Source organism: Pseudomonas sp. GW704-F2 (assembly GCF_059423025.1).
On the sequence record NZ_JBWKXO010000033.1, the window covers coordinates 18,105 to 32,482 of the forward strand.

General features: G+C 64.1%; 12 protein-coding genes. 10 read left to right on the forward strand and 2 right to left on the reverse strand.

The window, feature by feature from the left end:
- Window positions 1-176 precede the first annotated feature (176 nt).
- Window positions 177-1,514: a lysine N(6)-hydroxylase/L-ornithine N(5)-oxygenase family protein gene (locus AC07W0_RS23310; protein WP_046382797.1), complete on the reverse strand. Its 1,338-nt coding sequence runs from the start codon at window positions 1,512-1,514 to the stop codon at window positions 177-179.
- Window positions 1,515-1,633: 119 nt separating this feature from the next.
- Complete coding sequence (locus AC07W0_RS23315; protein ID WP_017847509.1) at window positions 1,634-2,116, reverse strand: sigma-70 family RNA polymerase sigma factor; 483 nt, start codon at window positions 2,114-2,116, stop codon at window positions 1,634-1,636.
- A 254-nt stretch (window positions 2,117-2,370) separates the two neighbouring features.
- On the opposite strand from AC07W0_RS23315, the gene AC07W0_RS23320 reads away from it, so the two are divergent.
- From AC07W0_RS23320 to AC07W0_RS23365, 10 genes are all read left to right on the forward strand, one after another.
- Window positions 2,371-3,546: an efflux RND transporter periplasmic adaptor subunit gene (locus AC07W0_RS23320; protein ID WP_102618600.1), complete on the forward strand. Its 1,176-nt coding sequence runs from the start codon at window positions 2,371-2,373 to the stop codon at window positions 3,544-3,546.
- The gene (locus AC07W0_RS23325) at window positions 3,543-5,513 is read left to right on the forward strand and encodes a MacB family efflux pump subunit (RefSeq protein WP_046490563.1); all 1,971 of its coding nucleotides are present in this window, start codon (window positions 3,543-3,545) and stop codon (window positions 5,511-5,513) included. The genes AC07W0_RS23320 and AC07W0_RS23325 overlap by 4 nt, the downstream gene beginning before the upstream one ends.
- Entirely contained in the window at window positions 5,506-6,921 is a 1,416-nt protein-coding gene (locus AC07W0_RS23330; RefSeq protein WP_102618601.1) for an efflux transporter outer membrane subunit, read from the forward strand. Before AC07W0_RS23325 ends, AC07W0_RS23330 begins: the two co-directional genes overlap by 8 nt.
- A 136-nt stretch (window positions 6,922-7,057) precedes the next feature.
- Window positions 7,058-8,677, forward strand: a complete 1,620-nt coding sequence (locus tag AC07W0_RS23335) for an alpha/beta fold hydrolase (RefSeq protein WP_017847513.1) — start codon at window positions 7,058-7,060, stop codon at window positions 8,675-8,677.
- Between the two features lie 107 nt (window positions 8,678-8,784).
- The gene (locus AC07W0_RS23340; RefSeq protein WP_046382795.1) at window positions 8,785-9,552 is read left to right on the forward strand and encodes a FadR/GntR family transcriptional regulator; all 768 of its coding nucleotides are present in this window, start codon (window positions 8,785-8,787) and stop codon (window positions 9,550-9,552) included.
- Between the two features lie 241 nt (window positions 9,553-9,793).
- Window positions 9,794-10,996: an ABC transporter substrate-binding protein gene (locus AC07W0_RS23345; protein WP_046382794.1), complete on the forward strand. Its 1,203-nt coding sequence runs from the start codon at window positions 9,794-9,796 to the stop codon at window positions 10,994-10,996.
- Window positions 10,997-11,054: 58 nt separating this feature from the next.
- Window positions 11,055-11,915 carry a branched-chain amino acid ABC transporter permease gene (locus tag AC07W0_RS23350; RefSeq protein ID WP_102618602.1) on the forward strand — a complete coding sequence of 287 codons (861 nt, stop codon included), beginning with the start codon at window positions 11,055-11,057 and terminating at the stop codon, window positions 11,913-11,915.
- Between the two features lies 1 nt (window position 11,916).
- Window positions 11,917-12,927: a branched-chain amino acid ABC transporter permease gene (locus AC07W0_RS23355; protein ID WP_017847517.1), complete on the forward strand. Its 1,011-nt coding sequence runs from the start codon at window positions 11,917-11,919 to the stop codon at window positions 12,925-12,927.
- A complete protein-coding gene (locus tag AC07W0_RS23360) occupies window positions 12,924-13,673 on the forward strand; it encodes an ABC transporter ATP-binding protein (protein ID WP_017847518.1) in 750 nt (249 codons plus the stop codon). The genes AC07W0_RS23355 and AC07W0_RS23360 overlap by 4 nt, the downstream gene beginning before the upstream one ends.
- Window positions 13,673-14,368 (forward strand): ABC transporter ATP-binding protein, encoded by a 696-nt coding sequence (locus tag AC07W0_RS23365; RefSeq protein WP_017847519.1) that lies wholly within the window; start codon window positions 13,673-13,675, stop codon window positions 14,366-14,368. The genes AC07W0_RS23360 and AC07W0_RS23365 overlap by 1 nt, the downstream gene beginning before the upstream one ends.
- Window positions 14,369-14,378 lie beyond the last annotated feature (10 nt).

A 14,378-nucleotide genomic window follows, 5' to 3' on the forward strand; every position in this document is an offset into this window, starting at 1 on the left:
AGCCGACCACATCCTGGAAGCCGAACGCGGTCAAGAGTGTGGGAGGGGGCTTGCCCCCGATTGCAATCTGTCAGCTACAAATTAGTTGACTGATACACCGCCATCGGGGGCAAGCCCCCTCCCACATTTTCTACCCCGGTACGGCAGATGCCTCCAAAAGTCGCTACAAGCGTTCATCAGCTCGCCGTTGCAAGCAGCAAATCCTGCACCGAACGCCCCTGCCCACGGTGGCGATCATGCGCGTACAACGATGCGGCAATTTCATCCGCCCGGATCGGCAGCACCGACAGCAAGGTATCGCTCAACCCATGGCTGGCCTGGCTGAAACCCTGGATGTAGATGCCGGCCTTGCACCGCTCATCCGTCACGATGCGGTAGTCGCGGCTGACTTCGAAATCGCTCATATAGGCCTGCAGCGGCGCCAGCAACTCGCGGTGCATCTGGCGCTCGTAGCCGGTGGCCAGGATCACCGCGTCGTAATGGCTGACGCTGGTTTCGCCACTGGCGTTATTGCGCAGGGTCAACTCGATGCCCAACGGACCGGCGCTGACGTTCTCGACCACGGTCATGGTGCGGAAGGCCTGGCGCGCGGTGCCGGAGACTTTCTGGCGATAGAAGATGCCATAGATGCGCTCGATCAACTCCAGGTCAACCACCGAATAGTTGGTGTTCTGGTACTCGGCGATCAGCCGCTCACGCTCGGCGCCGACCTGCTGGAACACCAGGTCGGTAAAGGCCGGCGAAAACACTTCGTTGACGAACGGGCTGTCATCCGCCGGTTTCAGCGCCGAGCCGCGGAGGATCATATCGACTTGTACCGCCGGGAAGCCGTCGTTCAAATCGATGAACGCTTCGGCCGCGCTCTGGCCGCCGCCGATCACCGCGATACGCATCGCCTTGCCCTGCACGCAAGGCTGCTGGGCCATGCGCGCCAGGTACTGGGAATGGTGGAACACGCGGGGGTCATCCCTGAACGCCTTGAACACGTCGGGCACGCGCGGCGTGCCGCCGGCGCTGACCACCACCGAACGGGTGGTGCGGACATGCTGTTCACCCAACGCATCGCGGGAAATCACGCGCAGTGCTTCAACCTGCTGCTGATGCAGGATCGGTTCGATGGCCAGCACTTCCTCGCCGTAGCGGCTCTGGGCCTGGAACTGCCCGGCGACCCAGCGCAGGTAGTCGTTGAACTCCATGCGGCACGGATAGAACGTGCCGAGGTTGATGAAATCGACCAGACGGTTGTGGGCTTTCAGGTAGTTGACGAAGGAATACGGGCTGGTGGGGTTGCGCAGGGTCACCAAGTCCTTGAGGAACGAAATCTGCAGTTCGCTCTGGGTCACCAGGGTATTGCCGTGCCAACGGTAGTCGGCCTGCTTGTCGAGAAACAGCACGTCCAGTTTGCCCTGGGTCTTTTCGCGCTCCTGCAGGGCGATGGCCAGCGCCAGGTTCGAAGGGCCGAAACCGATACCGATCAAGTCGTGAACCGCGGGCGAAGCAATTGCCTGTGTCATTCCAGTGTCCTCTGGATAAGCCCCTTGGCGGTGGGGCGGGAATACCTTCACGACCTGCACAACAGGTCATGTGTTGATAGGAAACGAGGACAATGAATTAAAATTTAACCACTTGACGCTCAGGGTGCGTCCCACTCGCGCATCCGCACCCGGCAGTGCTTCATCGCATTGACGATGTGTTTTTCCACCAGGCTGCGGGAAATCCCCAGGCGCTCGGCAATCTGCGCGTGGGACAGGCCGTCGAGCTTGCGCAGCAGGAAGCTGTCGCGGCAGACCGCCGGCAACTCGGCCAAGGCGCGTTCGAGCATCTGCAGGCGCTGAGTGTGATCGTGGGTAGCGTGGGGCGAAGCGTTGGCGAAGCGCTCTTCGGCGTCCAGCACCTCCAGCGGCTCGACCTGACGCAAGGCGTTGCGTCGATGGCCGTCGATCACCAGGTTCAGCGCGGTACGGTACAAAAAGGCGCGGGGCTGGTCGATGGGGGTGTCACTGGCGCGTTCCAGCACCCGCACATAAGCGTCATGCACCACATCTTCGGCCACCTGGCGGTTGCCCAGCTTGGCGTTGAGGAAACACACCAGCTCGCGATAGTAGTTTTCCAACATGACTCCCGACCACCTGACGGCGGTATTAGGTCCTTGAATGCTTAAAAAGACAGCCATGAGTGATGGCAGTTTGGGCAAGTGCAATTTATAGTAATTCTCATCTACTTTTAAAGAAGACTTGCTTCAGCGGGCAATTTTTTTACTCGCCAGCACTGTAACTACTTGTGAAACAGCCTAAATCTTCGGGCCATGCTCTCGTTTAACTGTCAGCCCCCCGCAACTGCGGTCCGAACTTTCCTGGCTGGAACCAACCCATGAAACGCCCTCGACCTGCCCGACACGCCCTGCTGGTTGTGGCGTGCCTGATCCCTGTTATCGGCATCGCCGCCTGGCAATTGCAGCCGCCGGGGCGCGACAACCTGGCCACCGTTACCGTGACCCGCGGCAACATTGAAAACAGCGTCACCGCCCTGGGCACCCTGCAACCGCGACGCTATGTGGATGTGGGCGCCCAGGCGTCCGGGCAGATCCGCAAGATCCATGTCGAAGCCGGCGATCAGGTGCAGGAAGGCCAGTTGCTGGTAGAGATCGACCCCTCAACGCAAAAAGCCAAGCTCGACGCCAGCCGCTACGCCATCGAAAACCTCAAGGCCCAATTGCAGGAGCAGAAAGCCCAGCACGCACTGGCGCGCCAGAAGTACCAGCGCCAGCAGCGCCTGGCCGCCGGCAACGCGACCCGCGAAGAGGACGTGCAAACCGCCAAGTCCGAACTGAGCGCCACCCAGGCGCGGGTCGACATGTTCCAGGCGCAGATTCTCCAGGCCCAGGCCAGCCTGCGCAGGGACGAGGCGGAATTGGGCTATACGCGCATCTATGCGCCGATGACCGGCACCGTGGTGGCGGTGGACGCACGGGTCGGCCAGACCCTCAATGCCCAGCAGCAAACGCCGCTGATCCTGCGCATCGCCAAGTTGTCACCGATGACCGTGTGGGCCGAGGTCTCGGAAGCCGATATCGGCCACGTCAAACCCGGTATGAACGCCTATTTCACCACCCTCAGCGGCGGCAACCGCCGCTGGACCAGCAGCGTGCGGCAGATCCTGCCGATCCCGCCCAAGCCGCTGAACGAAACCCAGGGCAGCGGCAGCCCCAGCAGTTCGAACAAAAGCGGCAGCGGCCGCGTGGTGCTGTACACCGTGCTGCTGGACGTGGACAACAGCGACAACGCCTTGATGGCCGAAATGACCACCCAAGTGTTTTTCGTCGCCGGCCAGGTCAAGGATGCGCTCACCGCGCCGGTCGCCGCCCTGCAAGACAGCACCAGCGCCGACCGGCAGACCGCCCGCGTGGTCGCGGAGAACGGCCGCATCGAAGAGCGCGTCGTGCGCCTCGGCATCAGCGACCGCCTGCGCGTCGAAGTGTTGGAAGGCCTCAGCGAAGGCGATCACCTGCTGATCGGGCCGGGCGACGGCAGCGGGGGATTGAATTGAGCACGCCCCTGATCGAACTCAAGCACATCCGCAAATCCTACGGCGGCGGCGACAGCCCGCAGGTCGACGTATTGCGCGGCGTCGACCTGTCGATCCATGCCGGGGAATTCGTCGCCATCGTCGGCGCCTCGGGTTCCGGCAAATCCACGCTGATGAACATCCTCGGCTGCCTCGACCGCCCCACCGCTGGCGACTACCTGTTCGCCGGCGAAAACGTCGCGCACCTGGACAGCGACGCGCTGGCCTGGCTACGCCGCGAAGCCTTCGGCTTTGTGTTCCAGGGCTACCACTTGATCCCGTCGGCGTCGGCCCAGGAAAACGTCGAAATGCCAGCGATCTACGCCGGCATCAGCGCCGCCGAACGCCACGCCCGCGCCAGGGCCCTGCTCACGCGCCTGGGCCTGGCCGACCGCACTGGCAACCGTCCGCATCAACTGTCCGGCGGCCAGCAGCAACGGGTCTCCATCGCCCGCGCGCTGATGAACGGCGGGCATATCATCCTCGCCGACGAGCCCACCGGCGCCCTCGACAGCCACAGCGGCGCCGAGGTGATGCGCCTGCTCGACGAACTGGCCAGCCAGGGCCACGTGGTGATCCTGATCACCCACGACCGCGACGTGGCGGCGCGGGCCAACCGCATCATCGAAATTCGCGACGGCCTGATCATCAGCGACTCGGCCGACAGCACCCGCCACCGCCCGGCCAGCGCCGACAGCGCGACGCTGCAAGCCGTCGACCTGCGCCAGCGCCTGGCCGAAGGCACCGAGCACAACGGCGCGTGGAAGGCCGAACTGCTCGACGCCGTGCAGGCCGCCTGGCGCGTGATGTGGATCAACCGCTTCCGCACCGCCCTGACCCTGCTCGGGATCATCATCGGCGTGGCCTCGGTGGTGGTGATGCTGGCGGTGGGTGAAGGCAGCAAGCGCCAGGTCATGGCTCAGATGGGCGCATTCGGCTCCAACATCCTCTACCTCAGCGGCTCCTCGCCCAACCCGCGCACGCCGCTGGGCATCGTGACCCTCAACGATGTCGCGGCATTGGCGACGCTGCCGCAGATCAAGCGGATCATGCCGGTCAACGGCAGCGACGCTGGCATCCGCTACGGCAACCTGGATTACCTGGCCTATGTGGGCGGCAACGACGTCAACTTTCCGCAGATCTTCAACTGGCCGGTGGTCGAGGGCAGCTATTTCACCGAAGCCGACGAGCGCGCCGGTGCCACGGTCGCGGTGATCGGCCACCGCATCCGCGAGAAACTGTTCAAGCAGGTCAGCCCGATCGGCCAATACATCCTCATCGAAAACGTGCCTTTCCAGGTGATCGGCGTGCTTGCGGAAAAGGGCTCCAGCTCCGGCAACAAAGACAGCGACGACCGCGTGGCCATTCCCTACACCGCCGCCAGCGTGCGCCTGTTCGGCACGTACAACCCCGAATACGTGGTGATTGCCGCCGCCGATGCGCGCAAGGTGCGCGAAGCCGAACACGCCATCGACCAACTGATGCTGCGCCTGCATAACGGCAAGCGTGACTACCAACTGACCAACAACGCGGCAATGATCCAGGCCGAGGCGCGCACGCAAAACACGCTGTCGCTGATGCTCGGTTCGATCGCCGCGATTTCGCTGCTGGTGGGCGGCATCGGGGTGATGAACATCATGTTGATGACCGTGCGCGAACGCACCCGCGAAATCGGTATCCGCATGGCCACCGGCGCGCGCCAGCGCGACATCCTGCGCCAGTTCCTGACCGAGGCGCTGATGCTCTCGGTGGTTGGCGGCCTGTGCGGTATCGGCCTGGCGCTGCTGGTCGGCGGCGTGCTGATGCTGGCCAAGGTCGCAGTGCAGTTTTCCCTGGTGGCGGTGCTCGGCGCGTTTGGCTGCGCACTGGTCACCGGCGTCGTATTCGGCTTTATGCCGGCCCGTAAAGCTGCCCGGCTCGATCCGGTTAAGGCGTTGACCAGTGAATAAACGATCTCCCGCCTCCCCCGTGTGCGTACTCGGCCTGTGCCTGCTGCTCAATGCCTGTGCCGCCAGCCTGCCCGCCGTCGACAGCGGCGTGGCAGCACCGACCGCCTGGCAGTACGCCGAGCGTGACGCCACCCAACTCAACAACCAGCGCTGGTGGACGCAATTCGGCAGCCCGCAACTGAACCGCCTGATCGAACAGGCGCGCCGTGACAGTTTTGACGTGGCGGCCGCCGTCGCACGGGTGCGCCAGGCCCAAGCCACGGCAGTGATCGCCGGCGCGCCGCTGTTGCCGGAAGTGAAGTTCAACCTGTCCACCAGCCATCAGAAGTTACTGCGCGGCCAGGGCGGGCCGGACCTGGACGCGACGCAAAGCAATGACACGGTCAACAGCTTCGGCGCCAACCTCAGCGCCAGTTATGAAGTGGATTTCTGGGGCGGCCGCGCGGCCGCGCGAGACAGCGCCCTGCACAGCCTGCGGGCCAGCGCGTCGGACCAGGCCACCGTGGAACTGACCCTGCTCAGCAACGTCGCCGACCGCTACGCGCAAACCCTCGCCGCACGCCAGCGCGAGCAGATCGCCGAGTTGAACCTGGCGAATGCACGCAATGTGCTGGAATTGGTGCAGACCCGCTACGACGCCGGTTCCGCCACGGCCCTGGAACTGGCCCAGCAGCAAAGCCTGGTCGCCAGCCAGCAACGGCAATTGCCGCTGATTCAACAACTGGCGCAAGAGTCGCGGATCACCCTCGCCGCCCTCCTCGGCCAGCCGGTCCAGGCGCTGGACCTGGGCACCGAGCCCTTCCAGGCCCTCACCTGGCCGCGCATCGGCCCGGGCGTGCCCAGCCAACTGCTGAGCCGGCGCCCCGACCTGGCCAAGGCCGAAGCCGAACTGGCGGCGGCGCAAGCGGATGTTCGCGTCGCCCGCGCGGCCATGCTGCCTGCGGTGACGCTCGGCGCGACCTTCGGCTCCGACGCCGGCAAAGCCGTGGAGATCCTGCGCAGCCCGTATTACACGCTGACGGGCGGCCTGGTCGCACCGATCTTCAACAACGGCCGTTTAACCGCCGAACGGGACAAGGCCCGCGCGCGCCAGGACGAACTGCTGCAGACCTATCGCGGGGCGATCATCAACGGTTTCGCCGATGTGGAAAAAGCCCTCAGCAACATCACGCGCCTGGACCAGCAGCGCCAATGGCAAACGCAAGAGCTGCAGGCGGCGCAGAACGCCTTGCGCATCGCCGAAAGCCGCTACCAGGCGGGCGCCGAAGACTGGCTGAGCGTGCTGGACAGCCAGCGCACCCTGTACACGGCCCAGGACCTGAATGTGCAACTGCGCTTGTCGCGCCTGCAAGCCAGTATCGCCTTGTACAAAGCCTTGGGCGGCGGCTGGGAATCCGACATCCGATAAACGAAAGTCGCATTTCGTACACTCGCCGTTTTGTCCTCCTACATTTTTCCCCCCACGGTCCTTGGTAAAAAAGTCGTCCCGAATGAGCAGCCACAACAGTGGCTTCTTTTTCTCACACGACAGGCCAGGATCGCTGATGAAACCCCTTCCAGCTGCAAGCGCAATCACCTACCGTTGCCTGGTGCTGGTCGCAGCCCTGGCGCCCACCGGCGCTTACGCTGAAACACCGCGCTCGCCGTTCGGCATCGAATGGTTCCTGGACTGCCCGCAGCCGACGCTCGAACGCCTGGACCCGGAAGTCATCGAACGCACCCAATGCGGCATCGTCACCGCGCCCCTGGACCATGGGGCGCCGGAGCGCGGTCGCATCAGCTTCGACATCACCCGTGTCGGCGCCAAACTGCCGCTGTCACGCCAGGGCGCGATATTCGCCAACCCGGGGGGCCCCGGGCTCGACGCCGGCGGCGCCTTCGCCGTACACCTGGCCACCGTCTGGAAGCACTACGCCCGACAACCCGACTGGGGAGATACTTACCGCCAGTTGGCCGATACCTATGATGTGATCGAAGTCACCCCGCGGGGCCTGGGCCGGCTGCCGGGCTCACGCCTGGAGTGCCGCTCCGACGCGCGGATCGTGCCGCAAGCGGACGTCAGCGAAGACCGCAGCGCGGCCAACCTCGCCGCCGCGCGCCAGAATGCACGGTTGATCGCCCAAGCCTGCGCCAGCCACCCGCTGACGCCTTACATCACCACCGAGCAAACCGCCCGCGACCTGGAATTTGTGCGCAAGCAATTGGGCGAGTTGCAGTTCAACTACCTGGGCAACGCCTACGGCACCTGGCTCGGCGCCTGGTACGGCGGCCTGTTTCCGGCGAACGTGGGGCGCATGGTGCTCGACTCGAACATCAACTGGACCTCAACGTTCGAGCACGCCAGCGTGATCGTCGCCAGCGAAAAGGAGAAGATTTTCGAGCGCTTCGTGGCCCAGGCCGCCGCCCTCGACCCTGGCGTGTATCAGCTGGGCGACACGCCGGCCGCCGTGCGCCGTGTGTTCATGGAACTGCTGCCCAGCGTGCGTACCGCACTGCGTTCCAGCAACCGTTTCTACAGCGACCCCGCCGGCCTGATGGGCGCCCATGTGCTCAGCCGCTGGCTGCGGGACACTCCCGACGGCGACGACCTGGCGCTTGAAACGCGTGCCCGCGCACACCGCTTCAGCCCCGACCCGGTGATCGAAGAGCGCGCCAAATCGATGTTCAGCCTGCTGCTGCAACGCGTGCGCGAACCCTTGCAGGCCAACGTGCCCAAGCCCGGGCCGTTGCGCATGTCGGCCGCCGACTCGGTCAAAACCGCGATCCTGTGCAATGACTCGACCTACTCCAACGAAGACCTCTGGCAGCAGAAAGAAACCGAATCGCTCGCCAAGTACCCGGTCGCCGGCAGCGCCCTCGAGGCGCGCCAATGCACCACCTGGCCACAAAAACACAGCCGGGGCTTGCCGTACAAGGAACTCGCCCGGCTCGACAGTCTGCTGATGGTCCAGGCTGAGTTCGACGACCAAACCCCGTCCACCGGCGCCGCCTGGGCCTTCGAGCGCACCTTCCCGGCGAGCCGCGTACAACTGAAGAACGCCTATGCCCACGGGGTTTCGTTCAGCGGCGTGAGTGCCTGTGTGAACCAGTGGGTGGGCGATTATCTGATGCATGGGAACAAACCGCCGCGCTCGACGGTGTGTACGGACGCCACTGTGCAATGAGTCTCCGTTTGCGACCTTTCCACACCAGAAACGACACCCTGCGTTGACGCTACGGCCCAATCGTTATTAAGTGCTATTTATCCGCATTAATACGATAAATAGACCCCATGCTCACTCGCCCGCTACGACGCAAACGCCAGAAGCTGTCCGACGTGATTGTCGAGTCGGTCAAGCGCTCCATCGTCACCGACGCCTTGAAGCCCGGCGACCGCCTGCCCACCGAGCGCGAGCTGATGGAAAGCTTCCAGTGCTCCAAGGGCTCGGCCCGCGAAGCGCTCAAGGCCCTGGAAGTCGAAGGCCTGGTCAGCACGCGCACCGGCCCGAGTGGCGGGGCCTACCTGAACCAGGCCGGCACCGAACCGGCCAGCCGCGCACTGCGCAACTACCTGCACTTCCAGCACCTGGATGGCGAGCAGGTGTACCAGTTGCGCAAGGTCATCGAAGTGGAACTGGCGGTGTCGGTGCTCGGGCGCCTGAGCGAAGACGACTACCAGGCCCTGCAGGCCAACGTGGATTTTTGCAGCGCGCCGGAAGACAGCGAGGCCGGCCAGCGCGAACAACGCCTGGCGGAACTGGAGTTCCACAACCTGCTCGCCAAGGCCTGCCCCAACCCGCTGCTGAGCTTTACGGCGCAATTTCTCAACGACCTGCTGCGCGACCTGGTGGTGCTGAAAAAAGCCTACAAGCCCAAGCGCAAGCAGTTCGACGCGGCCAACCTCGACTATCACAAGCAACTGTTGAGCGCCTTTCGCGCCGGCGATGAAAGCGCGGTGCGCAGCCTGATGCATGAACACATGTGCGACGCCGAACACCATATGACCGCGCTCGAAGGCCAGGTCAGCCCGCATTTTCTACTGGAGTTCGATCACTCTTAAGAACACCCCAGCTCCAATGTGGGAGGGAGCTTGCTCCCGATGAGGCCGGCACAGTCACCGTTATATCGACTGACACACCGCTATCGGGAGCAAGTCAAATCGTCGCACCGCCCCTCCCACAGTTGACTGCATTCCAACCCGCACACTGCGTTACCCCAATAAAAAAATGCCTGCCCACAGGCCCTGCTCCACCGTATCGCCCTTGCCGCTCCTGCCAATAACTAAACCAGGGAGTCACCCCATGCAGCGTCGTACGTTATTGAAAGCCAGCCTCACCCTCGCCTCCGCCCTCAGCCTGCCGCTGAGCGTGCGCTCGGCATTCGCCGCCGAGCCTTTTACCTTTTACGGCCTCAAGTCCATGTCTGGCGCCTTTGCCAGTTATGGCAAGTTCGCCGACATGGGTTCGCGCCTGGCGGTGGCGCAGCACCCCGAGATTCTTGGGCGCCCGCTGAACTACAAGGTCATCGACACCGAAGGCAACGCGGGCAAGGCGGTGCGCAAGGTACAGGAAGCGATTGCGCAGGACGGCGCGCGGTTCTTCCAGGGCTGCACCCTGTCGTCGTCGGCGCTGGCAGTGGCCAAGGAAGTCGACAAGGCCGGAGGCGTGTTCATGACCCCGGTGGGCGCCGATGAAGTCACCGGCAAAGACTGCAACCACGCGACCTTCCGCTGGTCGGTGCCGACCTACGGCGCGATCCGCGAAACCCTGGTGCCGCTGATCAAGCTGCTGCCGGACGCCAAGCGCTGGTACACCATCACCCCGCAATACGTGTTCGGCGAAGCCTTGCTCGAGGGCGCCAAAAACGTGCTCAAGGAACATGGCCTGGAACACGTCGGCAACAGCTACCACTCGCTGCAGGAGCAGGAATTCTCCGGCTACCTGACCAACGCCATCGCCACCAAGCCCGACGTGCTGGTGCTGCTCAACTTCGGCAGCCAGTCGTCCAACACCCTGCGCCAGGCGGTCAACTTCGGCATCAAGGAGCGCATGAAAGTGCTGCTGGTGTGGTCTGCCGGCCTCGACCAGTTCCAGGAACTGGGCAGCGATGTGCTCGAAGGCGTGTACCTCGGCGCGCAGTACTGGCACCAGGTCGACAGCCCGCTCAACCGCGAACTGGTCAAGCTGACCCAGGCCAAGTACGGCATCAACCCCACTTACCCGCTGGCCGCCGACTACATCAGCACCAAGGTCATGCTGGACACCATCATCGCCACCGGCAGCTTCGACGGGCCGACCGTGGCCAAGGCCATGCAGGGCCTGAGTTTCGAGGGCCCCACCGGCAAGGAGTCGATCCGTGCCGGCGACCACCAGGTGATCAAGGATTACTACCTGCTGATCGGCAAGGCCGCCGCCGACATGGCCGACAAGGACGACCTGGCCAAGGTGCTCAGCGCCGGCCAGTCATTCCCGCCGGTCGAGGCCACGGGCTGCACGCTCGGCTGACCCCCTGACTATTTGCACCGCAGGGCCGCGCGAGCGGCTTCCTGCCGAGGGTTCCTGCATGCTCAATCTTTACCTGTTCCAGATACTCAATGGCCTTGGCCTGGGGATGATCTACTTCCTGATCGCGGTCGGGCTGACGATCATTTTCGGCCTGCTCAACTTCGTCAACTTCGCCCACGGCGCGTTCTTCCTGCTGGGCGCCTACATCTGCTACACCGCCGTGAGCCTCACCGGCAGCTTCTGGCTGGCGCTGCTGCTGGCACCGCTGGTGGTGGCCGCGCTGGCGTGGGTGATCGAGCGCTTGCTGATCCAGCAGATTTATCACTTGCCGCACATGTTCCAGATCCTGGTGACGCTGGGGATCGCGCTGATCATCCAGGAAGCCAGCGTGATGATCTGGGGCCCGGTGGGCAAAAGCGTCGCCGTGCCGGAACTGCTGCGCGGGGTGCTGGTGCTGGGCGATTTCGTCTATCCCTATTACCGCCTGTTCCTCATCGTATTTTCCGGGCTGGTGGGCCTGGGCCTGTGGCTGCTGCTGGAACGCACGCGCTTCGGCGCACTGGTGCGCGCCGGCAGCGAGAGCACCGAAACCGTGTCGCTGCTGGGCACGAATATCTTCCGCCTGTTCTCCATGACCTTTGCCCTCGGCGTCGGCCTGGCCGGCATGGCCGGCGTACTGTTCGCGCCGTTGCGCGGTGCCCAGCCCTTTGTCGGACCGGAAATTCTCGGGATCGCCTTTGTGGTTGTCGTCATCGGCGGCATGGGCTCGTTCAGCGGTGCGCTGGTCGGCGGTTTGCTGGTGGGCGTGGTGCAAAGCCTGATGACCACACTCTGGCCCCAGGGTGCGAGCCTGATGATCTACGGCGCGATGGCCGTGGTGATTCTGGTCCGCCCCTACGGCCTGTTCGGGAGAGCCTGACATGAGCGAGAAAAATCCCCTGCCGTTCGCCAAGACCCAATCCAAAGCGATGTTGCTGTGGGTGCTGGCAGTGCTGATCGGCCTGCCGCTGGTCCTGCCCTCGGCGACCCTGGCCAGCGAGATCCTGATCTTTGCCATGGCCGCCCTGGCCTGCAACCTGTTGCTCGGCTACACCGGGCTGTTGTCGTTCGGCCAAGGCATCTTCTTTGGGGCCGGTGCGTACTGCGCGGCGCTGCTGATGATTCACCTGCAACTGGGTCTGTTCAGCGCGCTGCTCGGCGCCGCCGTGGCCGGCGGCTTTCTGGCGCTGCTGGTGGGTGCCCTGGCGATCCGCCGCACCGGTATCTACTTCGTCATGCTGACGCTCGCGTTCAGCCAGATGGCGTACTTCGTCGCCTACACCCTGAGCGACTGGACCGGCGGCGACAACGGCCTGCTCAGCGTGCCGCGCCCGGAGATCCGCATCGGCGACAGCGTGTTGCTTTCGTTGGCCGACGCCCGTGCGTTCTACGGTTTTGTCGCGGTGCTGTTCCTGCTGATCTTTATCGGCGCACGCCGTGTCATCGCCTCGCCGTTTGGCAGCACGCTGATGGCGATCCGCGAAAACGAAACCCGTGCCTCGGCCATCGGCTATGACACGCGTCACTTCAAGATCCTGGTGTTCGTGCTGTCCGGCGCGGTCACCGGGATCGCCGGGGCGCTGTACGCCATGTTGCTGCACTTTGTGCCGCTGTCGAATATCGACCTGGCGATGTCCGAGAACATCCTGATCATGACCATCGTCGGCGGCACCGGCTCGCTGTTCGGTTCGTTGCTGGGCGCCGGTTCCATCGTGCTGCTGGGGGATTTCCTCTCCGATCTGTGGCCGCGCTGGCTGATGTTGCTGGGGATGATCCTGATCCTGGTGGTGATCTTCATGCGCGGTGGTTTGTGGGGCGGCCTGGCGTCGCTGTTCGAGAAAGTACGCGGCCGCCGCAAGGCCGTCGTCGTCGCCAAGGAGCAAGGGCTATGAGCATCCTGTTGGAAACCAAGAACCTGGAGCTGGCCTATGGCGCGTTCCATGCGGTCAACGGCGTCAACCTGAAGGTCGCGGCCGGCACCATCCACACCATCATCGGCCCCAACGGCGCGGGCAAGACCAGCCTGTTCCACTGCCTGACCGGCGAACGCCAGGCCACCGCCGGGGCGATCCATTTCGACGGCCAGCCACTGATGCGCAAACCGGCCCACGCCCGCGTCGGCCTCGGTATGGCGCGTTCGTTCCAGCTCACCAGCCTGTTCCAGAACCTCAGCGTGCGCGAAAACCTGCGCCTGGCCGCCCAAGGTCGCGACGGTGCGCGCGCCTTGAATTTCTGGCGTCGGGTCGAGAGCAAGCGCGAACACCTGGAGATGGCCGACCAGGTGCTCGAACGCCTGCAACTCACGGCCCGCGCCGCGACCCTGGCCGGCGAGTTGTCCCATGGCCAGCAACGGGTGCTGGAGGTGGGCATGTCGATCTGTTCCAAGCCGAAACTGTTGATGCTCGACGAGCCCACCTCGGGCATGGGCATCGATGACATCCCGATCATGACTCAACTGATCAGCGACCTGGGCCGCGACCACACGGTGCTGCTGATCGAACACAACATGAGCATCGTCATGTCCATCAGCCAGCGCATCACGGTGATGAGCCACGGCCAGATCCTGGTGGAAGGCACGCCGGAGTTCGTGCGCGCCGATGAACGTGTGCGAACGGCTTATCTTGGGGAGGCTGCCTGATGCTGATCGTCGAGAATATCCATTCCTACTATGACAAGAGCCACGTGCTCGAAGGCGTATCGCTGACCGTCAACCCCGGCGAACTGGTGACCCTGCTCGGCCGCAACGGCGCCGGCAAGACCACCACGCTGCGCAGCATCCTCGGCATCATCTGCCCGCGCCAGGGCCAGATCCACTTCAACGGCCAGGCGCTGGTGGGCCAGAAGATTTTTGAAATCGCACGCCAGGGGTTGGCGTTGGTGCCGGAGAACCGCGGGATCTTCCGCCTGCTCACCGTCGAGGAAAACCTGCGCATCGCCGCGCGCAAGAGCAGCCGCTGGCAACTCGAAGACGTCTACGGCATGTTCCCGCGCCTCAAGGAGCGACGCAAAAACGCCGGCCACGCGCTCTCCGGCGGCGAGCAACAGATGCTCGCCATCGCCCGCGCCCTGCTCAACGATCCCAAGCTGCTGATCCTCGACGAACCCACCGAAGGCCTGGCCCCGGTGATCGTCGACGAGTTGGTGAAGATCCTGCGCAAGGTCAAGGACGACGGCCTGCCGGTGCTGCTGGTGGAACAGAACCTGATGGTCTGCGACAAGCTCGCCGATCGCCATTACGTGCTCGAACAGGGCCGCGTGGTGTACGAGGGCAGCGCGCAAGCCTTCCGCGCCGACCCGACGATCAAGAACCGCTACCTGGCCCTGAGTGCCTGACCGGAGTTCG